Raw genomic sequence first — 24,587 nt, forward strand, 5'->3', positions numbered from 1 at the left:
TCGCCTCATGCCCGCTATTACTCCAGACCTGCCCACTCTCGCCCAATCCATCAAGGACTGGGGCCGCGAGCTGGGCTTTCAGCAAGTCGGCATCAGCGGTCTCGACCTGGGCGAGCATGAGCAGCACCTGGAGCGCTGGCTCGACGCCGGCTACCACGGCGAAATGGACTACATGGGCGCCCACGGCAGCAAACGCTCGCACCCGGAAGAACTGGTGCCGGGCACATTGAGAGTCGTTTCCCTGCGCATGGACTACCTGGCGGGCGACACGCAAATGGCGCAAATGCTCGCCCAGCCGGAAAAAGCCTACGTCTCACGTTATGCCTTGGGCCGCGATTACCACAAATTGATCCGTAAGCGCGTGCAACAACTGGCGGAAAAGATTCAAGCTGAAATCGGCCCGTTCGGCTATCGCGCCTTTGTCGACAGTGCGCCTGTTCTGGAAAAAGCCATCGCCGAACAGGCCGGCCTGGGCTGGATCGGCAAGAACACGCTGGTTTTGAATCGCAAGGCCGGCAGTTATTTCTTCCTGGCCGAGCTGTTTGTCGATTTGCCGTTGCCGGTGGACCCGCCCCACGCCACCGAGCACTGTGGCCGATGCAGTGCCTGCCTCGATATTTGTCCAACCAACGCCTTCGTCGGCCCCTATGTGCTGGACGCCCGGCGCTGCATTTCCTACCTGACCATCGAGCTCAAGGGCGCCATTCCCGAAGACTTGCGCCCACTGATTGGCAACCGTGTGTTCGGTTGCGATGACTGCCAGATCGTCTGTCCGTGGAACCGTTTCGCCCGACCGACCGGCGAAAGCGACTTCAAGCCCAGGCACAATCTGGACAACGCCGAGCTGGCCGACCTGTTTATGTGGGACGAGGATAAATTCCTCAACAGCACCGAAGGCTCGCCATTGCGCCGCACGGGTTATGAAAACTGGTTGCGTAACCTGGCGGTAGGCTTGGGCAATGCGCCTTCAACGATTCCGGTGCTGGAAGCGTTGAAGGCGCGTCGGGAATACCCGTCGGAACTGGTCAGAGAGCATGTGGAGTGGGCACTGCGTCAACACTCGGCCCGACAGGCTTAGCCGGAGTGCCGGGTCAGGTATGCCCTCCCACTTCCAGAATGGTGACTAACCGATCAGTATCATCCACCAGATACGTGACACGATCTTTCCCTCCGATCCGCACCTCCCACATGTTTACTTTGTTGGTTGCGTTGCCTTGGGCGTCTCGACCAGCCTTTGAGACGCTTTGCAGCATTTTTGGAAAAGGGTTATCCATGCTTCGCGCGGCCTCGGAAGGGTCGACTCCCCCGTGATAAATGGCGTTCTTGAACTTGTCGTACTCGCCCTGTTGGGATCTGCCCAGTTGCTTGATGATCTTGTCGGGCTTGGCCAGCTTGATTTTCCAGGGACCGTTCCCTCTGAAAGCGTCATCCATGCCGGCTGTCGCGGCCCGAGCCGACCTTGAAGTTCCCTGTCCCATCCCCCTGGCCATGGCTCTCGCTGCATCCGCGGGTTTTCCACTCAACCCGGGCTTGAAGGCATTAGCCAATTTACCCCCCAATTGAGTGGCACTTTTGCCCAAGGCGCCCAAGCCGGCCCCTGCCGACAGCACACCAGTGGCCAGGCTGGCCCAGCCCAAAATCTCTCCGATCCCTGACTGCGGCGCCACCTCGTCGACAATGATGCCGGCAATCCCCAACGTTGTAGAAGCTGCCGCCAGCGTCAGGCCAATAACCGCCAGTGGCGTGGCTGCGCCCATTGTCACGACACTCAGGGCAAAGCCGACAACGGACAACGCTATCCCCAACAAGGCTTTCCAGAAATGCCCTGTCGGGTCCACCCGATTGATGGGGTCGCCGCCGCAGTAGGCGTAGGGGTTCAATCCGCCGGCGCCGAACGGGCTCATGCTGTCCGGGCTGACAAAGCGCATCAGCGCAGGGCTATAGGCTCGGTAGCCATTGCCCAGCAAGTACAAGCCTGTCGAAGGATCGAGCGCTTCGCCACTGAAACCCAGCACGCTGAACAGGCCGCCCTCTGCCGGACGATGTCCATATGGGCTGTAGGCAAAATCCTGGCGCCGTGACCCAGCGACTTCGCTCAACACACTCTGCTGCTGGTCGGCACCCAACAATCTGGTGCCGGCGTCCTGCCCTTGCCGGTTCTGCCCCAATAAAATGTCGGCGTTGCGCAAGCAGGTCCTCTTGTCGGGGCCGCACACTTGGTTCAGCACGCGGCCTTCGCGGTAATATCGCTGGGTCGGCGGGCCGACCGGCTGCGACAGTTCGACCAACCGATCCTGCGCGTCGTAGTGATAGCCGCGCACCACGTCCCCGACGGCGCTGGCCACTTGAGTCAGGCGCCCTAGCGCATCGTAAATCAGCCTGCGGGCCTGTTCGTCCCTGATCAACTGACCGTTGGCGTCATACTCCAGCACGACCGGCGCCGGATAATCCTTGTGGCTGTGCCGGATGCCGATCAATTGAGTAGGATCGCTGGCACTGTAATCGAAGGAAGCCAGGTTTTTACCACCGGGAAATTCGGTTTCCAGGGAGACGATGTTGTCCATCGCATCAAACACGTAGGTTTGCTTGATGATCTCTTTGCCATATGGGTCGCGCGGTCGGTGCGTGCCACGGCTGCTGTACTGGCTCAGGCGGCCGCGCGAGTCGTACGTGAAGCGCTCGTCGCGTATGACGTCATCGCCGCTTTTCAATGTGCGTTGCGCCAACTTGCTGGTCGGTGTGTAACTTGAAGTCAGGGTTTGGCTGCCTGATCCGCTGGCCTCGAAACGGCGTGAGATTTCGCGCCCCAGATCATCGTAAGCCAGTCGGGTGACCAGCGAACTTTCCCCCTTCATGTCTTGGGCGTCGACCTCAGTCAATTGGCCCAGCGCGTTGTAGGCAAATGAGGCTTTGAGTGCATGTTGTTCAAACGATTTGGGACGCCCCCATTCATCGTAATCCGTCGTGTGTCGGTGACCGAGCACATCGGTGCACGTGAGGGGACGCCCCCCCAAGGAATAGCTATAGAGGGCCTTCTCCTGCTTTTCTCCCACGATGGACAGCTCACGCTTGAGTCGCCCGGAAGGGTAATACTCGAAACGGGTCTCGCGTCCTTGTTCCGTACACATCGTCGGCAGGCCGAGCGTCGGATGGTAGGCATACCTGGCCACTAATCCATTGGCACTGCGTTGAATCACTTGCCCGCCCAGGTTGCGTTCGTACTGGTATTCGATCCTTTCACCACCTGGCGCCTGCTCCCAGGCGGGCTTGCTGAAGCCCGATTCGAACCCCGCCCTGGTCACTCGACCGCCGACGTTGCTCTGGATCAACCGTCCGAGCCCATCAAAGGCCTGCTGGCCCAGACTACGGCCCGCGACTTTGACCTCGACGGGCATTTGTCCGGGACTATGGAGTGCATACTCGGTTTCCACGGCATGGCCATCGGGCAATACACTGCGCCGGAGTCGATTGAATACGTCGTACTGATAACGCGTTGTATTCCCCACCGGATCGGTTCGACTGACAGCCCTTCCCAGGCCATCATATTCGTGAAGGGTCTTGCCCAGACTCCTTCCCTTCAGGTCGAACACCTCGACACTTTCGGGTTTGCCGAAACCCTGGTAGAGCGTGACGGTCTTGCCCATGCCTTCTTGCCACTGCTCTTTGCGAAGGGTCACTGGATCGAATTCCACGTGCTCTTTTCGACCGTCACCATGGAGCGTGGTTTTTACCTGCCCCCACTCATCAAGGATGAAGGCGGTTTTTATCGCCAGGGGAGCGCCCTGCAACCAGTCAGTGCCGGTTTCTTCGATGAGCTGGCCCGCCGCGTCGTATTGCGCCGAGTAAACCCGGCGTAGCGGCCCATCGGCCTGGTGGTCGCTGTCTTGCTCCTCGATACGAATCGTACGCCCCAGACCATCAAAAGTGACGCGCTGCTGCTGGCCGTTTACGTCAGTGCTGACAATCGTCGCCGGCGTGCTATTGCCAACCGCAGGCTGATAGATATTGCGGCGCCTGGCGGTATACGCGGTGTCAGGCGCCACGGTCTCCGTCACCACTCGGCCAAGAGCGTCGTACTCGAAGACAACTGTCCCTTCATCCTCGTTGCGCTCGGATAATTTCACCCCATTGAGGGCCGAATAGGCGGTGGTGACCGTTTTGCGGGTGCCATCAAATCCTATCAGCGTGGTTTGCAGCGTGCGGGTCGTGCCACCATGGCTGTACTGGAATTCAGATTGGGTCGATTGGCCATTACAGGTGATGGTTTGCTTTTCCAGCAGACCGTGAACCAGGGGATCGGTGGGGCGATCGATGTAAACCAGGTCAGTTTGAGAGCAGAGCGTCTCGCTGCCTTGTACCCGTTCAAGAAATTGCTCGTGCACGCGGACGATGTTCTGCACTGATGCGCCGTTCACCCCACGCTGTAGCTGATAACGATAACGCGTGGTGGTGGTCTCGGCCGCAGCGAATCCAGGTGCCGGAAAAACTGTCCGCTGTTTCTCGAACCGCACGAAACCCAAGGGGTCCGCCGGACAACCATCGGCGCCCGCCGCCGGGTAGAACTCACAAACCGTGGTCACGCCACTCGGTTCGACCTGTTTGAGCAAGTTGCCAAAAACATCGAATTCGGTACGCAGAACCTCGTCCCGCGATCTGTTCGTCTCGCGGTCGTGGTAACGCAGGGTCTGAACTCTTGGCAACCTGAACTGTGCTGGTTGCTCTGAAAAATCTCTGCGCGGATCAAGGTGATACTCAATCAGTTGCGAGGTAGCCACCTTCTTGCAATTCGCCACCTCCGAGACCTGCAGATGATATTTGTTGTAGGTACGGACAGTAGAGCGATGAACCTTCCCATCCAGCATCAAGCGCTCGGTCGAAGTATAGGAATAGTCCTCTGAGGCCTGATAAAGGTTATCTCCTCCCTCCGTCCACTTGATGCCCTCGGCGTCGAAGCCCAGAAAATTGTTGTCGGAAAACTCGTAATTGGTGGTTATCGCCGGCTGATTATGCCGAGGGAACACCGTATGCGAGTTGACATAGGGAATGGATCGCAGGGGAGCTCCGCGCGGAAACCGATGCCCCTGCTGCTGATAACCAATGAACTCGCGTGCACCCAGCGGCGAGTCGACTTGCTTCAGATAACTTCGACCTTCGATATCCTCGTACGTCAGGATCCACGCATCACCGGTCGGCAAATCAATGGATACAACCCGGTCATTGACGAGCGACAGAACAAAGCGCGCCTCACAGGGGGTGTCGGGGTATTGAACAAGGCTAACTGCACCGGGCGTGCGCGAAACACTCAGCAAAATACGCTGATCGTCCCTCACTTTCCTGAGTATTGGCTGATCGTTTATAGCGGTGTAATCGAGCGTGATGCTGCCGCCATTTGGCGCGACAATCCGCTTTGGAACCGCTATGTCACTCGCACCGTAGACTTCGAGTTCTTCACGCAGGCCGCTCTTATGCACAATGTCGTAGCGATTGGGTGCGGGACGACTGGCCTTGATGGTTTCCAGCTTCAGTTCATCGAAGGCCAAGCGTGTGGCCAATGTCCTGGCCTTATAACTTTCGCCGCTGGACAGCGTCAGCGTCTGCGCCGCCGAGTCATAGCGGGTCAATGCCAGCGACCATCCCACCCCCAAACCGATATCAGCGCCGTTGAGCGGATTGAAATACAGGTTGATCGGCAAGGAGGGGCCATTTAACCCACCGGACTTGATTTCACCCATCGTTATGGAGCAGGTATAAATTCCCGTACGTGGGTCGACCCCCCCGGAAATAAAATCATGAAAATTAAAAGCATTCGAATAAATACTTCTTGAATTACTTGTAGTCATTTGACGTTCCCATCAGCATGAATCCCAGTCTCTTTCATAGAGACGAGACTGGCGCCAAACTTCCGAAAAAATTCAGGCGCCAAGCGAGTATCAACCCCTGCGCAGATTAAACTTTAGATTACGCTCGTCTATTTCGACCGACAGGGCATGATCATTGCCATATTCATCAATAACGGTAAACGGAAACACCTCATTTCGAGTCTGAAAATTACCGCCAAGCCTTGACGAAAAACCATTAACCAACGAGAGCTCCCCAGAACGCTTATGCACTTCAATATCGTATTGCCCGCCGGGCAAATTGACTCGAACACTTTTCTGAGTAGCAGAAGGTAAAACACCAGTGAAATACTTGATCGCCCACGCGAGACTATTCGGGCGCACCCGACAAAACTCTATTGGGTATCTGTTATCCGGGTTGTACCTGGCACTTTCCCAAGAGAACAGCTCGACCTGTCTCGAACCAAGATAGAGCCCCAGATGGTATAAGCTAAAAGTGTTAAATGCATCACCAACCTTGAGCGGCTCCGACTCCCAGCGAAACTGCTCAACGGCATAAGTCGCCTTTTTCTCTGCATGAAGAACGACACTATTGTTTATTTTTGTGCCACCTGGGTTAGTTGTATTGTTAGTTCTGTAAACTTTCCCTTGCACCGTCACCTCTACCGCGACCTGTGTCTGTCCGACCACAGAGGACGACACCCAAAACACCAGGGGTGCCTGTCGAAATGCGGAAAGACGATCGCTGACCAAGGACGACAGCCCCCATCCCGGCACCTCGTGGGAATACTTGTTCTCGACATGGCTGGAGTTCCAGCCCTGCAACGGTCTGCCGGTATAGACATCCTGCTGCAAGGGCTTGCCAGTGTGATATTCAATCAGCCTTGCCGAAACCAGGTCAGGAAAATATGGCAGCGAAACAGCATTGCCATCTGCATCCTGGGCTTCTACAAAGACCCATACCTTCACTTGCATTCTGCCATTGGCATATAACCGTTTCGACTCAACGCCAGGCGCTTCGAATCTGACTTCAAGCCGGGTTACTTTATCGATCTGCACGGATGCCTGCGCTTGCAACGCATTTTCAACAGAACCCACTTCGACACCCAGTTCCTTCGAGTCACTCATATCCATATTCCTTGCCATTTTTTAGTAGCAACCTTTTGGCTGCATTTGGATGCTGCACCCAACAACTGGCAACTTCACCAACTGCCTGACTACACGCGTTTACCAAAAACAAATAACAAGAAAGATAGATCGCGACCATTCATAAGATTAACAGACTATTTCCACCACCCCCTATAACCACCGAGAACACTCAGCACTCGAAGAAACGCAAGAGCTGAAGACCGCACGCCCTCTAACTTAAGCACTTGGCGCGCGACAACCTCAGCTCTTCTTGACTTTATATTTCTAAATCCAGACCGACTACAGCCCTCAGAAAAACACGCAGCAATCGCAACAACAATCAACACGTCGATTGTATTCAGTCGTCATCCACACTACTTTCATCACCCGTTTCCACCCCACTTTCATCGGATTCCGTTTCGACACCCAGATCATGAAATTCGTCTACCAACTCGTCATCCACCTGAATCAGGATCTGCTTATCAATGCTGAAATTGTTTTTATATTCGGCAACACGTTGCTGACTCGCAGCACTCAGGGGGTTATCCGTAAAGTTGTAATTCACAGGGCGGGTATCAGGCACATCGAACAACTCATCAGGCATTTCTACAATGTCATTGAACGTCAAGTCGGCAAACGCCAACTTTTCCAACCCAAACAGTCCATCGGGCACTTCCCTCAATCCGGTGGACTTCAAGTGGAGCCGCTCAAGCTTCTTCATGTGGACCACCTGAGGGCTGAGACCCAACGGATTATTGTCCAGGTCCAACTCTTCAAGGTTCTCCATATGAGCCAACCCTTCTGCAGTAGCCTGCGTCAAACGAAGGTTGCAATTCTCGAGCGTCAGGCAGATGAGTGATCTCATCTGAAAAGTCTCGACAGGGAAGGCTTCCAGGCGAACGCCCCTCATCGTCAGGAACTGAAGATTGGGGAAGCTTTCAAGAAAGCGGCCCGCCCTTAGACAACCACTGCTGTTGACCAGCAAAAACTCGGACACATGACTGAAATCCGCCGACAGTTCAGGCAAGTCGCCAATGACGTCCAGTTTTGAAAAGAACCGGCTAGTGTCAAAGCGGTTTTCCGGGGTCAGTTGCCGGCGCCAACAGGCCTTCACCACCTCAATGAAAGCGGCGCGATTACGCCTTTGCGCGGCGCTCACCTCGGCAGACAGTGCAACATCCGTCAGAGGGTGACGGGCGGGCACATCGTCGGCCCAGATCTGCAGGTCATTGAGCAGTGTCAGGTGTTCATTTTCCAGATGGGCCAGGGCTGGCAACGGATCGGCACCCAGGCGGGTCTCTCGCAAGGTCTGTAAATCTTCTTCCGCCAACGTGGGAAACAGCCTGCGCAAGCGCGGCTCAATCGCGCCGGATGCCGCGGGCAGGCTGTCACCACCGCCCAGCAAATAACCGGAACGACCAACCGCCAGCCCCATGGGAGAGCGCGTACCGGGTTCCAGAGGCGGTTGCCCGAACAACGCTCGCAATTCGGACCGCGGCAGCAATGGCCGACGCCTGATGGCCTGCTCCAACTCCCTCCCCTGCCCGACGTGAGGCAAACCAATGGCTTCGCGCTGCGCCTGGGGCAACGCATGCTGGACAGCACCGAACAGATTATCCAGGCCATGGAGCGCCTCGCCATGCTCATCAAAGGCCTCGTATCGCCCCTGTTGCCTGACCAGAACCTTGCGTATCGGCGCATCGGGGCGGCCGATGCTGTCATGCAGAGCGCCCGCCACATCGACGTCACGCACTTCGATGCGAATGTCCGCCGACCAGCCGTCGAGCGTTTCGAGCATATGCAGGGCCAGCATGTCCGTATCCGTGCTTGATTGCGCCTCCAGGTAGAGTCCCTCATAGGCGCGGTTCAGGCGCAATTCACGCAGGTAGTACAGCGCTTCGTGAGCCATTCGCCGCGGCATGCCATGCCTGTTGTGCAGGTGCAGGCGTTCAGCGGCTCCGGACTCGGCCCACAACTCCTGCGCGATCGTGCGCGGCAACCGTGGAAAAACCCGGCGCATCTGCCGGGTGTGGCTGTCCGCGCCTGACTCGAAAGCCTCCTCAAGGGCCTCGAACAACTGTTCGCGACGGGTTTGTGCCCATTGCGCCATGCGGCTGCGCAGCAGCGAGGCACGAACCGACACTGACGGCAGCGCGTCACCCGGCGCGGTGCTCAACCCAAGGAGTCTTTTCAGGGCCCCCTCTTCCAGTGTGGTCACAACGGTTTGAATCACGTTGCCGTCAAGCAACTGCCCCTCGGACAACACCACCTCCTGCGTCTTCAGCAGCTCCAATTGCAGAGACACGTCAGCCTTGGCGTAAAGGCCAGGGTCCGGGCTGGCGACGTATTCACGGAACGCCCGAACCCGCTCATCGACCTTGAAACGTCGAATCGTATCCTCCAGCAAGGCCGGTGGACGCCGCGCGTTAACGTGCAGGTGCCGCAGCATCGCTTCGTCGATCCCGCTGACCGCCAATATGCGTTGCGCGGTCTCGTCGGAAAATTCTGCAACCGAGTGCCCCAGCCGCCGGAACAGTTGCGCACCCTGCCATTGCATCGGTCGCTCGACCTCGTGGGCCCAGGCGCCGGTGCCGTTGTGGGCGAGTCGCGGTCGGTAGGCGTCGGCCCGCTGCGGGTGGCGAATGGAATATGTACCGCTTTCAGCCTCGGCGCCCACTGCATAAGTGCGCCCCTCAAGCGTCAAAAAGGTTTTGCCAGCGTGATGCTGTAGCCCCTGCTCGTCCGGTATGCCGCCGGTCGGCAGCGCAGCGGTTTGTTCGTAGGGTTGCAGGTCGGGATTCCATAAACGCATGCGACCGTCGGGCAGTGCTACCGGTTTAAGCCCCTCGATAAACGCCGACGGCTTGAGGGGGAGCACCTTTGCGGCCACAGCCCCCGCCACCCCGAATGCGCCGAGCTGCGCGAGGTTCTCGGCGATGACCAGCAGATGATCAGCGGCCTCGGACACTTGCCCTTCAGCCCAATCGAGAACACCGGTAAAGGCTTCATCGAGCAATTGATAAGCGGTATACGCCAGCATCACTTCACCCAGAAACGGCACGAAGGGCATTGCCACCAGGGTTGCGACCTGCAAGACGATCGAAGCCACGTTTTCCAGGCTGTCCCACAGCGCCCAGCGCGACTGGCGATCCTCATCGGCCGTGGGCACGGCGATGATGCGCGCATCATTGAGGATTTTGTCGAGCTTGTCCTGATACAGCCATTGCCATGGATCACCCTGAACCGGGTGCGCGTGGAATCGCAACTTGGGGTTGTCGACGGGCGTGCGTCGCCAGGCCGGCCGCGGGTCACCCGGCTGTACTGCATGCCAGGTCTCGGCATTCAAGTGCTGGTCGAGCGCGGCAAAAAAATAACCGCGCTGCTCATGGGCGATGAACCGGGCAAAAAACCGTTGGTAGGCCGGTGAACGCAGTTGCTCCGTCAACGCTGTCTTGAACGCCAGGGTTGACGGGTACTCTTTGATCGGATGCTGTGGATCGTCAGGCACATACACGATCAATGGTTCCACGCGGGATGAACGTTCCAGATCATCCGCCAGCACCATGATCCCGGTCAGCCGGGCCGTCATGATCTGCAACTGGTAACAACGCAACGCCAGTCCCGCCACACCATCCAGCAGCCGCAGCAGCGACGCCTGGGAATCGGTGCCGATGTCCCCTTTCATCCGCGCCAGGATCACAGCCGCCCTGAATGCGTCTTTTTGACTGGTCTTGACCCTGAACGCCAGCCCGGCCTTGGCCACCGAATCCCTGGGTAACAGAATCGCCTCCAATTGTGATGCGTACTGACCGCCGATATCCAGTTCGCGGCACATTGAAGCAAAGGCGCTGATCGTTATTCGTTCGTTAATGGGCAATACATGAAAATGGCCACGGCTATCAGGCTCGCTGATAAAACAGGATGCATTATCAAAGTACTGGTCAGCGGCTTCCTTCTTCTCAAAGTTATGCAGGGCCGCGTCTAACAGGGAAAGGGTTTTAACTTGATACCCCGGCAAAATGCCTTTGGGCAAATAGAGCCGCAAGTATGAGCGGGTAACATCGAGTTCGACGCCAAAACGATTCTTCAGCGCCTGGCGCAGCAAGGGCTCGGCAAACCGACGGGCATCGGCCAACGACTCTAACACCCGGTCCAGCTTGGCCTGGGATATCCAACTGGCTTTGACAGCCTGCGCCAACTCTGCGTGTGAAGCCGCTGATACCGTTCGGTACCATTCAGGAACGATGACAGGTGCTTGCCGCAACGCCAAGCGTCTGTCGGGTGATGCCCGGGTTAACCAATCAGGAATTTTTTCTTCAATGAATCGCTTATGACCGTCATCAGTGCAATGTTCTAAACATAGATCAAACATACAAGCAGCCTATAAACCGAAGTTGAACTTCAGCTTATAAAAACCAACCACCCAGCCTGCGTTAAATAATTACCGCATCTTCGCTTGCATGTTATGCAGATCCTTCACTGCTCATCGTTATAGACAAACTTTGGCATTTCCCAGTGAAAACGAATCGCCAACAAGCGCAACAGGAAACCGCCGAACAGGGTGATCAGGATGGCCTGTTCGCCGGGCAAATTCAGGTACAGACAAAGCATGTAGCACCACGCCGCGGCGAACGAGACGCTGGCGTAGAGCTCACGACGGAAGATCAGTGGAATATCGTTGCAGAAGATATCCCGCAGGATGCCACCGAACACCCCGGTGATTACCCCACTGACCGATGCGACCAGCATGCCATGGCCCATTTCCAGGGCGGTCATGCAGCCGATCAGGGTAAACGCCACCAGACCGACGGCATCGAGCACCAGAAACAGCGAACGCAGGTGACGCATCCAGCGTGCCGTGAACACCGTCACCATGGCCGCGACAGAGGTCAGCACCAGGTATTCCGGGTGCTTGACCCACGTCAGGGGGTAATGCCCCAGCAGCACATCACGCACCGATCCCCCACCCAGCGCCGTGACGCACGCAATCAACACCACCCCAAACCAGTCCATGCCGCGACGGCCCGCAGACAGGGCGCCGGTCATGGCTTCGGCGGTGATGGCAATCAGGTAGAGCATCAGCAACATGGTGGCGGTCCTTGCAGAAAGGCGCGCAGTCTACTCACTTCACCCAAGCACCAAAAGAGGGCAATCGGAAAACCTGAGGCGAGGGGCTAGTCGGGACGCCGCACCGCCCTGTTGCCGTGCGAAGCGCTCCCTTGCAGCCTTCCAGTCAGACCGTGTTTGCAGGTTTACGACTGCTGCGCAGCCGAGCGGGACGGTGCGACGTCCCGACAAGCTGCCTCGCCACAATGGCCCTCGCGATGCATGATCAGAACTTGATGAAATGCTTGCGGTAGTGCTGCAACTCGGCGATGGACTCGCGGATGTCGTCCAGGGCCAGGTGGGTACTGCCTTTCTTGAAGCTGTCACGCACATCCGGCGCCCAGCGCGCCGCCAGTTCCTTGAGCGTGGACACATCGAGGTTGCGGTAGTGGAAATAGCTTTCCAGGGATTTCATGTGGGTATAAAGGAAGCGACGATCCTGGCAGATGCTGTTGCCACAGATCGGCGACTTGCCCTTCGGCACCCACTTTTCGAGGAACGCGATGGTTTCGGCTTCGGCTTCGGCCATGCTGATGCGGCTCTCGCGCACGCGTTGGGTCAGCCCCGATCCGCCGTGTTGACGGATGTTCCACTCGTCCATGCCGGCGAGGACTTCGTCGCTGTGATGGATGGCGATCACCGGGCCTTCGGCCAAAGTGTTCAGGTCACTGTCGGTGACGATGGTGGCCATTTCGATGATGACGTCGGTATCAGGGTTCAGACCGGTCATTTCCAGGTCGATCCAGATCAGATTCTGCGGGTTTTGCATGTGTCGGCTCCTAGGCAATGCTGCGCAGTTTAGCCTAGGCCGGTGGCCGGGCGTGCTAAACTCGCGGCCGTTTTACCTAATCGCTGCATTCTTGATACGGAACACCCATGGCCAAACGCCAACTCAATCGTCGTCAAAACTGGCGCATCGAAAAGATTCAGGGCGAACGCGCTGCCCGCGCCGCCAAACGCGAGTCCTCGGCTGTCGAGGCACTTGAGGGCGGCGACCTCGGCCCGGAACAGCACGGTCTGGTGATCGCGCACTTCGGCGTGCAAGTCGAAGTCGAGGCCATTGATGGCGAACAGGCCGGTGAAGTTTTCCGTTGCCACCTGCGCGCCAACCTGCCGGCGCTGGTAACCGGCGACCGAGTGGTCTGGCGTGCCGGCAACCAGGGCATCGGCGTGATCGTGGCCCAATTGCCACGCAACACCGAACTCTGCCGGCCGGACAGCCGTGGCCAGCTCAAGCCTGTTGCGGCCAACGTCGACATGATCGTGATCGTCTTCGCCCCGCTGCCCGAACCCCATGCCAATCTGATCGACCGTTATCTGGTGGCGGCCGAACATGCGGGCATCAAGCCGCTGCTGTTGTTGAACAAATTCGATTTGATCGACGAAAACAACGCGCCGGCACTGAACGCTCTGCTCGCGGTTTACCGCACGCTGGGTTACCCGGTGCTGGAAGTGTCGGCGCACCATGGCAACGGCATGGAGCAACTTCAACAACAATTGGACGGACGCATCAGCGTGTTCGTCGGCCAGTCCGGTGTCGGCAAGTCCTCGCTGGTCAACAGCCTGTTGCCCAACGTCGAAACCCGCGTCGGCCCGCTGTCCGAACTGTCCGGCCAGGGCACGCACACCACCACCACCGCGCGACTGTTCCACTTCCCCGGTGGCGGTGAGTTGATCGACTCCCCAGGCATCCGCGAGTTCGGTCTTGGCCACGTCAGCCGTGCCGACGTCGAAGCCGGTTTCATCGAGTTCAACGACCTGCTCGGCACCTGCCGCTTCCGCGACTGCAAGCACGACCGCGAGCCCGGATGCGCCCTGCTCAAGGCCCTGGAAGATGGCCGCGTGCAGCAACAACGAATGAACAGCTACCGCTCGATCATCGCCAGTCTGCCGGAAAACGGCTACTAAACAGACGCATCGCCCGCCCTGCCCCACTGGGGCGGGCGATCGCTCGTTCCTGCCTACGAATACCCGCTCGCCTTAAACGTCAGACGCCTCTGTAAGACACCTGCCCACGCACTTGCAGGGCATTTCTGATTCACCGCGCAAGCCTTGTTAGCGCCCCTCAATTGCATACATTCGAACCCTCTTCGCATTCAGGCGACACCGAGGGCACCCATGCAAACCTATCACCTGTTCATCAGCCATTCGTGGAACTACTCCGATGCCCACGACAGACTGGTAAAACTGCTCACCGCGCACCCGACCTTCACCTTCAAGAATTTTTCAGTCCCCCCACACAACCCAATCGTTGGCGCACAAACCGACAAGCAACTTGAGCTGGCCATTGAAAACAAAATCCGCCCTTGTTCGGCGGTGCTGATCATGGCCGGGATGTATTCGGCCTACAGCAAGTGGATCAACAAAGAGATCGAAATCGCCAAGCGCATGGGCAAGGTGATCATTGCGATCAAACCGTTCGGCGCCGAGCGCATTTCCACGGTGGTGCGGGACGCCGCACATGCCGAATGTGCGTGGAACACCAACAGCATCGTTGGTGCCATTCGCCAGCATACGGCGGTGTAGCCATGCGCAAAGGATTGTTTATCGGCATCAATAACTACACCCATGTTTCCCAACTGAGTGGCTGCAACAACGACGCGATGGCCATGGCCTCGGTATTGAAGACCGATGCCAATGGAGATCCGAACTTCAAGAACATCGTGCTCACCTCCGCCGAAGACTACTTGAGTCGAGAAAAGCTCGAAGACCAGATCCGCGAATTGTTCTCCGGCGACTGCAACGTCGCGCTGCTGTATTTCGCCGGCCACGGCAGTTTCGACCTCGACACCGACGAAGGCATGCTGATCCCTCAGGATTACAAGTCCGCGAAGGACGGTATCCGGATCAGCGACATTCTCAACTGGGCGAGCAAAGCCACGAAAATCAAAAACAAGGTGATCATTCTCGACTGCTGCCAGGGCGGGTCGGCCGGCGAAATACGCGCATTGCGCAGCGAGAGCAGCGTGATTGGCGAGGGCATGACCATTCTGACGGCGTGCAAAAAAGAACAGCCGGCGATGGAAGGCGCCGGCCACGGAGTCTTCACCGGTTTGCTGCTTCAGGCATTGCATGGCGGGGCCGCGAACATCCTCGGCAAAATCACCCCGGGCAGCCTTTATTCATTCGTAGACAACGCCCTCGACGCCTGGGAACAGCGGCCGGTGTTCAAGACCAATGTGTCGCAGTTCATTTCCCTGCGCGAGGTCTCGCCGCTGATCCCCAAGGAAATCCTGCGCAAGCTGCCCGAGTGGTTTGCCGAAGCGGAGTCGGTCTACCCCCTCGCCCCCAGCTTTGAGCCCACCGAACCTGAATTCAACCCGGAGCACGGCGAAGTCTTCGCCCAATTGCAAAAGTGCAACCGCCACAGCCTGGTCGAACCAGTGGATGCCGAACATATGTATTACGCGGCCATTCACTCCACCGGATGCCGCCTCACCGCCCTCGGCGCCTATTACCGCGAACTGGCCATCAAGGGACATTTCTGATGCCTGTGTTTATCAGCTACCGCCACATGGATCGCGCCTATGCGATGAACATCAACAGCCGCCTGATGCAGGCCAACATCAGAACTTATCTGGATGTGCTGGACCCAGAGTCCCAGACCACCGACGACATCACCGGCGTAATCACCCGCAATATCAGTGAGTGCACGCATTTGCTGGCGGTGGTATCGGAAAAGACGGCGTTGTCCTGGTGGGTGCCGTTCGAAATTGGCGAGGCGACCATTACCAACCGGCGCATCTGCTCGTTCAAGACCGGACCGACAGAATTGCCGCTGTACCTCGATAAATGGCCGAAACTGACGCGTGAAAAGGACATCGATTTTTTCATCGAGGCCTATCGCGATGAAGCGACACTCAAACGCTCGATGTCACTGGAATCGATCACCGGCCGCGAGTCCATGCGCAGCGTCAACAGAACGAACGCCGATCGGTTTCATACTGATCTCAAATCCAGAATCTCCCGCGGTTTCTGAAATCGCGCCCACAAAAAAGGCCGACTGCGATGTCGGCCTTTTTTGTGGGTCATTGCTTCGGCGCTGGGGCCGGTGCAGTGGCGGGGGCTGGTGCCGCACTCCCGGGTGCTGACGGTTTCGGCGCCGGATCTTCGAACAAATTCAGACGCTCGCGAAGCTCATGCGCCGGCAACGGTTCCTTGTCCGCCGGCAACGCATTTGGATCGACGGGTGCAGCCGGCGCTGCTCCGGGCGTCCCGTTTGCTTTCGTGGCATCAGGGGCAGGTTCGGCCCCTTGCGAGCCTTCGATGGCGCGTTGGGCTTTCTTGGTCAGCACGATGATGTCGATACGACGGTTGATCGGATTGAACGGATGTTCACGATCAAACAGCGCCGATGAGGCATACCCCACGACACGCGCCACCTGCTGATCCGGATAGCTTCCCGCGACCAGCGCACGGCGGGCGGCGTTGGCACGATTGGCCGAAAGTTCCCAGTTGCCGAAATCACCGGTGCCGGTGTACGGCTTGGCATCGGTATGGCCGCTGATGCTGATCTTGTTCGGCACCGCTTTGATGGTGTCGGCCATGGCCAGCAGGATGTCTTCGAAATACGGCTTCAAGCGGGCACTGCCGGAGTCGAACATCGGCCGGTTTTCGGCGTCCACGATCTGGATGCGCAAGCCGTCCGGAGTGATCTCGAACATGATCTGGTCTTTGAATTTCTGCAGTTGCGGATTCTCTTCGACCTTGTTCTGCAACTCTTGCAGCAACAGTTCGAGACGCTCCTTCTCGACCATCTCGGCCATGCCTTCGACCTGTTCGGCGTCGACGGTTACCTTGTCCGGTTGTGGCTGGGACTTCACCTCGGGATTGAGGGTGTTTTCCGGCGCCAGGGTCGGCGTGCCGCCCAGATCGATGATGTACGGCGTACCGCTTTCCGAGAAGCCGATCGGGTCCTTGAAGTAACCGGCGATGGCGATCTTCTGCTCCGGCGTCGCCGTGGACAACAGCCACAACACCAGGAAGAACGCCATCATCGCCGTGGCGAAGTCGGCGAAGGCGATTTTCCAGGCGCCCCCGTGATGCCCACCGGCATAGCGCTTGACGCGCTTGATGATTATCGGCTGATTGTTTTCCATGCTTAACGACCGCGAACCGCTTGTTCCAGCTCGGCGAAGCTAGGACGGTGCGCCGGGTACAGAACCTTGCGTCCGAACTCCACGGCCAGCGATGGCGGCATGCCGGAAGCCGAGGCGACCAGCGAGGCCTTGATGGCTTCGTAGACGTTCAGCTCTTCCTTGGCATCGTGGGCCAGGGAATGGGCCAACGGGCCGAAGAAGCCGTAGGCGGCGAGAATACCGAAGAACGTACCGACCAGTGCCGCACCCACGTGCAGGCCGATGGACTTCTGGTCACCTTCGCCCAGGGACGCCATGGTCACCACGATACCCAGTACCGCCGCGACGATACCGAAACCGGGCATGGCGTCGGCGATGCCGTTCACGGCGTGGGATGGATGCTCCAGGTCTTCCTTGAGGCTGAAGAGTTCCATGTCAAACAGCCCTTCAAGCTCATGAGGTGCCATGTTGCCGGAAGACATGATGCGCAGGTAATCGCAGATGAACGCCGTCATGCGCTCATCCTTCAGGACCGCCGGGTACTTGGCGAAGATCGGGCTCGCGGCGGCATCTTCGATGTCACCTTCGATCGCCATCATGCCTTCACGGCGGCTCTTGTTGAGGATTTCATAGATCAGGCCCAGGACTTCAAGGTAGAAGCCGTGGCTGAAACGCGAGCTGAACATGCTCAGGGACTTCTTGAGCACGTGCATCGTCATGTAGCCGGGGTTGGCCTGCAAGAATGCGCCGAGGGCCGCGCCGCCGATGATCATCACCTCGAAAGGCTGGATCAGGGCTGCAATTTTGCCGTGGGAGAGCACGTATCCGCCGAGCACGCTCGCGAATACGACGATGATGCCGATAATTTTAGCCATAGGTAGGAGAGCACTTACTGAGTCGGGTTCAAGGTCATATTCGGAAGTTAAAAAATCTCTTCTTCTACTTATCGGCAAAACTGCGCCAGACTATAGCCAGTTCAGGCGAAAAGCCAATTTGACCCACTCCGGGCACAGTTAACGCTGACGATGATCGCCTCCAACATGGTTAACGAAACGAACGTTCCAACGCCAAAACCGACCACACTCGAAGGCTGGGTCAAGCTTCTGGATGATGTGCGCCTGCCGGTTCCCAAGGCCATCCATGACCGTGTCTGGCTGGCCATTCGCGACCATCGCAGCTCGTTGCGCGACATCGCCGAATTGATGCAGGAAAGCCCGCCCCTGGCTTTGAGCGTGATTCGCGAAGCCAACCGGCATACCCATGGCAGCATGACCGAGCCGGCGGAAAACCTTGAGGTCGCCATCAATCGTCTTGGCCTCAAACGCACTGAAGAACTGCTCGACCGGATGCCCGTACTGCCGCAAACCGACATCCCCAAAGCCCTGCGTCAATTGCAGATGATCAGCCAGCATGCCACGCAACAGGCCAATGGTTTTTTTGCCAGTCGCCTGGCGCGCCTGTGGCAGGACATCTACTGGGGCAGCCTGTTGTTTCTGTCGCCGCTGTGGCCACTGGCCCTGACTCACCCGCAATTGCTGGAGGACTGGGAACTGCGGGTCATTCATAAAGGCGAGTCGGCGCGCAAGGTCGAAAAGCAATTGTTTGGCGTACGCCTGCTGGACATCGGCCAGGCCCTGGCGGACATCTGGCGCCTGCCGATCTGGGTGCAGCAGGGCTACCGTCTGCTGCTCACCGAGCAACGGGAACTGGTGAAGGTTCTGCGCATTGCCCGCGACAGCGAGCATCCATTGCGCCAGCAGAACCGCCTCGATGACGATCCGACCCTGCGCCGCTGGCTCAATCAACCGGCCAATACCGTGTTGCTGGCCAACGGTCTGGCATTGTCGGCGCACCAGGCCTGGGACAGTCCGCACAGCCAGCGGTGGCAGTATCTGACCAGCCTATACCTGCAAGTACCGATGGAAGACGTGCAACAGCAATTGCACCAACAGGCCGCCAACAGTGCGCGCCATCACGCCATGCCTGACCTTTGGCACCCCGCCGAAGCGTTGATCTGGCCGTGGGGCATGAATCGCATCCATGCCGCTTTGCTGCCGGCACCAGCGCCCACCGCCGAGGACCTGGCGAAATGGCGCAAGCAATGCGCCGAGCTGTTGGTCGAACCGAGTCACTTCACCAATGCCATGCACTTGACCATCGCTGCCCGGGACGCCCTCGTCGCCTGCGGCATGCGCCGCGTGATGATCCTGATGGCCGACCGCACCCACGCCAACCTGCGAGTGCACCAAACGGCGGGGCTGCCCAAAGAAGTGGCGGCGATGAACTTTGCGGTCAGCCAAAGCACCGTGCTGCAACGCTTGCTTTCGCAACAGGCCCAGGTACGGATTAACCCGACCAACAACGCACAATTTTCAGCCCTGCTGCCCAACGGCCTGCGCGCGCAGTTCAGCGGCGAACACCTGCTGCTGCGCTCGCTGGTCAACAATGGCCGGGTGATCATGATTGTCGTGGCGGATCAGGGCGGCGGGCCGTTTTCGGAAATCACCGTGCAAGCCTTCGGCAAAACGGCACAGTGCATCGAGAAAGCGCTGCAAAACTTTAGCCGCCGCGGCCAATAGCGCTGCGCTACAATCCTCCCTTTTGTGCTCTGGAGACCTCACATGTCTGACTTCTCTGGCTTGCCGCTGGTGATCGAACCGAGCGACTTGCTCCCTCGCCTCGATGCCCGTGATCTGATTCTGGTGGACCTGACCAGCAGCGCCCGCTACACCGAAGGGCATATTCCCGGTGCGCGGTTTGTCGATCCGAAACGCACACAGCTCGGTCAGGCGCCCGCCCCAGGCCTGATGCCGTCGCAAGCCGCACTCGAAGCATTGTTCGGTGAGCTGGGGCACAATCCCGATGCGGTCTACGTGGTTTATGACGACGAGGGCGGCGGTTGGGCCGGGCGGTTTATCTGGCTTCTGGACGTCATTGGTCACAGCAACTATCACTATGTCGACGGCGGCCTGACGGCCTGGCTGGCAGAAGGCTTGCCCATGTCGATCCAGGTCCCCGCTCCTGTGGGTGGCCCGGTTGCATTGACCCTGCACGACGAACCCACTGCGACCCGCGAATACCTGCAAAGCCGTCTCGGCGCCGCCGACCTGGCGATCTGGGACGCGCGCGGGCCGCTGGAGTACTCCGGTGAGAAAGTCCTGGCGGCCAAGGGCGGACACATTCCTGGCGCGGTCAATTTCGAATGGACCGTCGGCATGGACAAGGCCCGGAACCTGCGTATCCGCACCGACATGCCGCAGATCCTCGAACGACTCGGGATCAGCAAAGACAAAGAAGTGATTACCCACTGCCAGACCCACCACCGTTCTGGCTTCACCTATCTGGTGGCCAAGTCCCTCGGTTATCCGCGGGTCAAAGGCTACGCCGGCTCCTGGGGCGAATGGGGCAACCACCCCGATACCCCTGTAGAGATTTAAGGTTTTTAAGGACAGTTAATGAATAAGCGTCTGTTTATCCTCAGCCAGTACCTGCTGCCCCACCATTTGCTTTCGCGACTGGCCGGCTGCATCGCCGAATGCCGCGTGCGCTGGTTCAAGAATGCATTCACCGCGTGGTTCGCCAAACGTTATCAGGTGGACATGTCCCAGGCGCTGGTCGAAGACCTGACGGCCTACGAGCACTTCAACGCCTTCTTCACCCGCGCCCTGAAGGACGGCGCGCGTCCTCTGGACCAGACACCGGGCGCGATCCTCAGCCCGGCCGACGGCGCGGTCAGCCAACTCGGTCCGATCGAACACGGCCGCGTGTTCCAGGCCAAGGGCCACAGCTTCAGCGTGCTGGAATTGCTGGGCGGCGATGCGGCGAACGCCGCGCCGTTCATGGGTGGCGATTTCGCGACCATTTACCTGTCGCCGAAGGACTACCACCGTGTGCACATGCCGCTGGCCGGCACCCTGCGCGAAATGGTCTACATCCCGGGCCGGATTTTCTCGGTGAATCAGACCACCGCCGAAAACGTGCCGGAACTGTTCGCCCGCAACGAGCGTGTGGCGTGCATCTTTGACACCGAACGCGGGCCGATGGCCGTCGTGCTGGTGGGCGCGATGATCGTGGCATCGATCGAAACCGTGTGGGCCGGGCTGGTGGCGCCGCCGAAACGCGAGTTGAAAACCTTCCGTTACGACGAGGCCGCTCGTGCGCCGATCCATCTGGAAAAGGGTGCGGAACTGGGCCGCTTCAAACTGGGTTCGACCGCTATCGTGCTGTTCGGGCCGGATCAAGTGAAGTGGGCTGAAGAACTGGCGGCAGGTTCGCCGGTGCAGATGGGCCAGGGAATGGGCTTACCGAAAGCCTGATAGAGACACACATGTAGGAGCGAGCCTGCTCGCGAAAAACGTGACGGCGCCGCGGACATTCAGAATGCCCGCGTCATCGTTAACGTCCATCGCGAGCAGGCTCGCTCCTACAGGTGATTTGCGGCGTTACAGTTGTCCGTCGCGATCGCGAAAGCCCAGCAGATACAACACGCCATCGAGCCCCAGGGTGGAAATTGCCTGCTTCGCCGACTGTTTAACCAGCGGCTTGGCGCGAAACGCCACGCCCAACCCGGCAATTGCCAGCATCGGCAAGTCATTGGCGCCGTCGCCGACCGCAATGGTCTGCTCCAGACGCAAACCTTCCTTGTGCGCCAACTCTTTGAGCAGATCAGCCTTGCGCTGCGCATCGACAATCGGCTCGATCGCCACGCCTGTCACCTTGCCATCCACCACTTCCAGCTCGTTGGCGAACACGTAGTCAATACCCAGCTTGGCCTGCAATTGCTTGGCGAAGTAGGTGAACCCGCCCGACAGAATGGCGGTTTTGTAACCCAGTCGCTTGAGTTCGGCGAACAGGGTTTCAGCGCCTTCGGTCAGGCGCAGTGACGCACCGATGGAATCCAGTACGCCTACATCCAGACCTTTGAGCAACGCCAGACGCTCTTTGAAACTGGCGCGGAAGTCCAGCTCGCCCGCCATCGCCCGTTCGGTAATTTCCGAGACTTTGTCGCCTACACCGGCGGCCTTGGCCAGTTCGTCGATAACTTCGGCTTCGATCAGGGTCGAGTCCATGTCGAACACCGCCAGGCGACGGTTACGACGGAACAGCGAGTCTTCCTGGAAGGCGATGTCGACGTTCAGCTCCTGGGCGACGCTGAGGAATTCGGCACGCAGCGCCTGCGGATCGGCCGCTTCGCCACGTACGGAAAACTCGATGCAGCCCTTGCCTTTATCCGCTGGCGTATCCAGCGGCATGCGCCCTGACAACCGATCGATGTGGTCGATGTTCAGGCCATATTTGGCAGTGATGGAACTCACGGCCTGCAATTGCCCGGCCGTCACTTTGCGGGTCAGCAAGGTCACGATGTGGCGTTTTTTGCCCTGGTTGCCGACCCACTGCTGGTAATCCTCTTCGGACACTGGCGTGAAACGTACCTGTTGATCGAGCTCGTAGCCCTTGAACAGGATGTCCTTGAGCACCGACTTGCCTTGCTCGGTACCAGGAATTTCAACCAGGATGCCGAACGACAGGGTGTCGTGGATCACCGCCTGACCGATGTCGAGAATGTTCACACCACCCTGGGCCAGAACGCCGGTAATGGCCGCAGTCAGACCGGGACGGTCGACTCCCGTGATGTTTATCAGGACGATTTCGCGCAAGGCGCACCCCCGCAGGTGGAAAAAAACCGCATTCTACCCACTTTCAGTGACCATCGGGCACCGTGAGCGCTTTGCCGGTCTAGACCCTGTCGCTATACTGCGCGTCAACTTCACAGATAAAAGAGCCGAGCTCAAGTGAACCGGCCCACGCCAGTAAAAACCGACAACTTCTTCCTGCTGATCTTCCGGGCACTGCGCCACCGCCGTGTACCGATTGCATTGCGCATCGCCAGCCATAACGTGATCCTGGTCGCTCTGGCCCTGGTCATCTACGCCTGCGTGATGGGTTTGCAGTTCAAGCAGGCCATGCACGAACAAGCGGATGCGCTGGGCGAAAGCCTGACCACGCAGACGGCCACCTCGGCCACCGAGCTGCTGGTGTCCAACGACATCCTCAGCCTCAACGTACTGCTCAACAACCTGACCAAGAACAAGCTGGTGGCCCACGCGGCTATCTATAGCGTGGATAATCGCATCCTCGCCGAAGCCGGCCAGCGTCCCAAGCATGGCCTGCTGGGTGAAGCCGAGGGCATGTACCAGAGCAAGATCACCTTCCAGGACGTGACCGCCGGTCAACTGCGCATCAGCCTCGACATGGATCAGTTCCAGCAACCGATGACCATCAGCCTGCAAAGCATGGGCATCCTGAGCGCGATTCTGCTGGCCCTATCCCTGGCCTTGAGCCTGCGCCTGGGCCGGCACATCTCCACGCCGCTCCTGCAATTGCGGGTGTGGCTGCGCAATATCGACGAATACACCCCGGCCACCGAGCGTCAGGACGAAATTGGTGACCTGGCTCGCCAGTTGCACGCCAACTTCGCACCGGAACCTGCCGAGCCGGAGCCCGTGCCAGAGCCGGAATTCGACGACATCGACGATGCAGAGCCGGGTTTCGAAGTACGCAACCTGCGCGACCCAAGCTTTGACGAAAGCCGTCCGATGGCGGCGATGAAAGCTGCACCACGGCGTGCCATCAGCACCGTCGAAGACGATGACGATGACGAAGAGGCCTTCGCCGATTTGCTCGATGATTCGACAGTCAACGCGCCGAGTCCGGCCGCTCGACCTGTCGTTTCGAACGTGCCGCAGCACAGCGCCGTACTGGCGGTACAACTGGGCTCTCAGGAGCAACTGCGTCGCCTGCCTCGCACACGCCTGGAAGAACTGCTCGAGCGCTACCGTGACTGCCTCGACCAGGCCGCCTCGCTCTATCAGAGCGAACTGCACACTCTGAACGACGGCAGCACGCTCATGCTGTTCCATAGCGAAGACAGTGGCGACGATTACCTGACCAATGCCATTTGCTGCGGTGAGTTGCTGCGGGCGCTGGGCCATCAGTTGCAGATCGAAGTCGCCGACAGCGGCATCACCCTGCAATTGCAACTGGGCCTGACCCTGGGAGACGACCTGTTCGGCCTGAGCCAGATCGACCTGCTGCTGACCGACACCGCCCAGGATGCCCTGGCCTTGTCGCAACACAGCCGCAATCTGCTGCTGGTCGAGCGCAAGATCGGCGACGACGCGCTGATCCGCCAGCGCGCGCGGATCCGCCCGATTGCCAGCCCTGAAGGGGCTTGCTGTGTGGAGCGTTTGATGGAGCCTTATCCATCGATGCTCGAACGGCAGCTGGCACGGATGCATGAGCGCCGGGCGTAAGCCGTAGCTGCCGAAGGCTGCGATCTTTCAGCCTTACATATGAAGCCCGCAGATGATCACTCGTCTGCGGGTTTTTTATTGCCTGTACAGTCGCTATCGCTGGCAAGCCAGCTCCCACAGTGGTT

17 protein-coding genes are annotated in these 24,587 nt (G+C 58.7%); 9 read left to right on the plus strand and 8 right to left on the minus strand.

What is annotated here, in order from left to right:
• Window positions 1-7 precede the first annotated feature (7 nt).
• A complete protein-coding gene (queG, locus tag AC1Q6D_RS22285) occupies window positions 8-1,078 on the plus strand; it encodes a tRNA epoxyqueuosine(34) reductase QueG (RefSeq protein WP_103403328.1) in 1,071 nt (356 codons plus the stop codon).
• 13 nt (window positions 1,079-1,091) lie between these two features.
• Here the strand turns inward: queG and AC1Q6D_RS22290 are convergent, their stop codons facing one another.
• The 5 genes from AC1Q6D_RS22290 to orn all read right to left on the minus strand — a co-directional run bounded on the left by AC1Q6D_RS22290 (window position 1,092) and on the right by orn (window position 12,840).
• Window positions 1,092-5,840 (minus strand): RHS repeat-associated core domain-containing protein, encoded by a 4,749-nt coding sequence (locus AC1Q6D_RS22290; RefSeq protein WP_103403329.1) that lies wholly within the window; start codon window positions 5,838-5,840, stop codon window positions 1,092-1,094.
• 90 nt (window positions 5,841-5,930) lie between these two features.
• Window positions 5,931-6,965 carry a hypothetical protein gene (locus AC1Q6D_RS22295; RefSeq protein ID WP_256590141.1) on the minus strand — a complete coding sequence of 345 codons (1,035 nt, stop codon included), beginning with the start codon at window positions 6,963-6,965 and terminating at the stop codon, window positions 5,931-5,933.
• A 358-nt stretch (window positions 6,966-7,323) separates the two neighbouring features.
• Window positions 7,324-11,100: a protein phosphatase 1 regulatory subunit 42 gene (locus tag AC1Q6D_RS22300; RefSeq protein WP_256590142.1), complete on the minus strand. Its 3,777-nt coding sequence runs from the start codon at window positions 11,098-11,100 to the stop codon at window positions 7,324-7,326.
• Window positions 11,101-11,441: 341 nt separating this feature from the next.
• Entirely contained in the window at window positions 11,442-12,053 is a 612-nt protein-coding gene (locus AC1Q6D_RS22305) for a trimeric intracellular cation channel family protein (protein ID WP_047536697.1), read from the minus strand.
• A 244-nt stretch (window positions 12,054-12,297) separates the two neighbouring features.
• Window positions 12,298-12,840, minus strand: coding sequence for an oligoribonuclease (gene orn / locus AC1Q6D_RS22310; protein WP_103403331.1), 543 nt, complete (start codon window positions 12,838-12,840; stop codon window positions 12,298-12,300).
• Window positions 12,841-12,947: 107 nt separating this feature from the next.
• On the opposite strand from orn, the gene rsgA reads away from it, so the two are divergent.
• The 4 genes from rsgA (at window position 12,948) to AC1Q6D_RS22330 (ending at window position 16,050) form a co-directional block, all read left to right on the plus strand.
• Window positions 12,948-13,979 carry a small ribosomal subunit biogenesis GTPase RsgA gene (gene rsgA, locus AC1Q6D_RS22315; RefSeq protein WP_103403332.1) on the plus strand — a complete coding sequence of 344 codons (1,032 nt, stop codon included), beginning with the start codon at window positions 12,948-12,950 and terminating at the stop codon, window positions 13,977-13,979.
• Between the two features lie 210 nt (window positions 13,980-14,189).
• Window positions 14,190-14,597 carry a TIR domain-containing protein gene (locus AC1Q6D_RS22320; protein WP_103403333.1) on the plus strand — a complete coding sequence of 136 codons (408 nt, stop codon included), beginning with the start codon at window positions 14,190-14,192 and terminating at the stop codon, window positions 14,595-14,597.
• Between the two features lie 2 nt (window positions 14,598-14,599).
• A complete protein-coding gene (locus tag AC1Q6D_RS22325) occupies window positions 14,600-15,559 on the plus strand; it encodes a caspase family protein (protein WP_103403334.1) in 960 nt (319 codons plus the stop codon).
• Window positions 15,559-16,050 (plus strand): toll/interleukin-1 receptor domain-containing protein, encoded by a 492-nt coding sequence (locus tag AC1Q6D_RS22330; protein WP_103403335.1) that lies wholly within the window; start codon window positions 15,559-15,561, stop codon window positions 16,048-16,050. Before AC1Q6D_RS22325 ends, AC1Q6D_RS22330 begins: the two co-directional genes overlap by 1 nt.
• 49 nt (window positions 16,051-16,099) lie before the next feature.
• Here AC1Q6D_RS22330 and motB read toward each other — a convergent pair whose 3' ends face one another.
• Both motB and motA read right to left on the minus strand, forming a co-directional pair.
• Entirely contained in the window at window positions 16,100-17,170 is a 1,071-nt protein-coding gene (motB, locus tag AC1Q6D_RS22335; RefSeq protein ID WP_103403336.1) for a flagellar motor protein MotB, read from the minus strand.
• Window positions 17,171-17,172: 2 nt separating this feature from the next.
• On the minus strand, window positions 17,173-18,024 hold the full coding sequence (gene motA, locus AC1Q6D_RS22340) for a flagellar motor stator protein MotA (protein WP_103403337.1): 852 nt from the start codon (window positions 18,022-18,024) through the stop codon (window positions 17,173-17,175).
• Between the two features lie 165 nt (window positions 18,025-18,189).
• Here motA and AC1Q6D_RS22345 point away from each other — a divergent pair, with 165 nt between their 5' ends.
• The 3 genes from AC1Q6D_RS22345 to asd are packed head-to-tail and all read left to right on the plus strand — an operon-like array spanning window position 18,190 to window position 21,465.
• Window positions 18,190-19,728 carry an HDOD domain-containing protein gene (locus AC1Q6D_RS22345; RefSeq protein ID WP_103403377.1) on the plus strand — a complete coding sequence of 513 codons (1,539 nt, stop codon included), beginning with the start codon at window positions 18,190-18,192 and terminating at the stop codon, window positions 19,726-19,728.
• Between the two features lie 42 nt (window positions 19,729-19,770).
• Entirely contained in the window at window positions 19,771-20,586 is an 816-nt protein-coding gene (locus AC1Q6D_RS22350) for a rhodanese-like domain-containing protein (protein WP_103403338.1), read from the plus strand.
• An 18-nt stretch (window positions 20,587-20,604) separates the two neighbouring features.
• Window positions 20,605-21,465, plus strand: a complete 861-nt coding sequence (asd, locus tag AC1Q6D_RS22355) for an archaetidylserine decarboxylase (RefSeq protein ID WP_103403339.1) — start codon at window positions 20,605-20,607, stop codon at window positions 21,463-21,465.
• 126 nt (window positions 21,466-21,591) lie between these two features.
• Here the strand turns inward: asd and serB are convergent, their stop codons facing one another.
• On the minus strand, window positions 21,592-22,806 hold the full coding sequence (gene serB, locus AC1Q6D_RS22360; RefSeq protein ID WP_103403340.1) for a phosphoserine phosphatase SerB: 1,215 nt from the start codon (window positions 22,804-22,806) through the stop codon (window positions 21,592-21,594).
• Between the two features lie 135 nt (window positions 22,807-22,941).
• Between serB and AC1Q6D_RS22365 the strand changes: the two genes are divergently transcribed.
• Complete coding sequence (locus AC1Q6D_RS22365) at window positions 22,942-24,462, plus strand: AhpA/YtjB family protein (protein WP_103403341.1); 1,521 nt, start codon at window positions 22,942-22,944, stop codon at window positions 24,460-24,462.
• Window positions 24,463-24,587: the final 125 nt, after the last annotated feature.

The organism is Pseudomonas sp. MT92, from assembly GCF_058792515.1.

Coding starts and splice junctions, on each gene's coding strand:
- AC1Q6D_RS22320 (WP_103403333.1), top strand. CDS start 14,190: ATGCAAACCTATCACCTGTTCATCAGCCATTCGTGGAACTACTCCGAT.
- AC1Q6D_RS22350 (WP_103403338.1), top strand. CDS start 19,771: ATGTCTGACTTCTCTGGCTTGCCGCTGGTGATCGAACCGAGCGACTTG.
- orn (WP_103403331.1), bottom strand. CDS start 12,840: ATGCAAAACCCGCAGAATCTGATCTGGATCGACCTGGAAATGACCGGT.
- motA (WP_103403337.1), bottom strand. CDS start 18,024: ATGGCTAAAATTATCGGCATCATCGTCGTATTCGCGAGCGTGCTCGGC.
- AC1Q6D_RS22325 (WP_103403334.1), top strand. CDS start 14,600: ATGCGCAAAGGATTGTTTATCGGCATCAATAACTACACCCATGTTTCC.
- asd (WP_103403339.1), top strand. CDS start 20,605: ATGAATAAGCGTCTGTTTATCCTCAGCCAGTACCTGCTGCCCCACCAT.
- AC1Q6D_RS22290 (WP_103403329.1), bottom strand. CDS start 5,840: ATGACTACAAGTAATTCAAGAAGTATTTATTCGAATGCTTTTAATTTT.
- AC1Q6D_RS22345 (WP_103403377.1), top strand. CDS start 18,190: ATGGTTAACGAAACGAACGTTCCAACGCCAAAACCGACCACACTCGAA.
- AC1Q6D_RS22330 (WP_103403335.1), top strand. CDS start 15,559: ATGCCTGTGTTTATCAGCTACCGCCACATGGATCGCGCCTATGCGATG.
- rsgA (WP_103403332.1), top strand. CDS start 12,948: ATGGCCAAACGCCAACTCAATCGTCGTCAAAACTGGCGCATCGAAAAG.
- AC1Q6D_RS22305 (WP_047536697.1), bottom strand. CDS start 12,053: ATGTTGCTGATGCTCTACCTGATTGCCATCACCGCCGAAGCCATGACC.
- queG (WP_103403328.1), top strand. CDS start 8: ATGCCCGCTATTACTCCAGACCTGCCCACTCTCGCCCAATCCATCAAG.
- AC1Q6D_RS22295 (WP_256590141.1), bottom strand. CDS start 6,965: ATGAGTGACTCGAAGGAACTGGGTGTCGAAGTGGGTTCTGTTGAAAAT.
- motB (WP_103403336.1), bottom strand. CDS start 17,170: ATGGAAAACAATCAGCCGATAATCATCAAGCGCGTCAAGCGCTATGCC.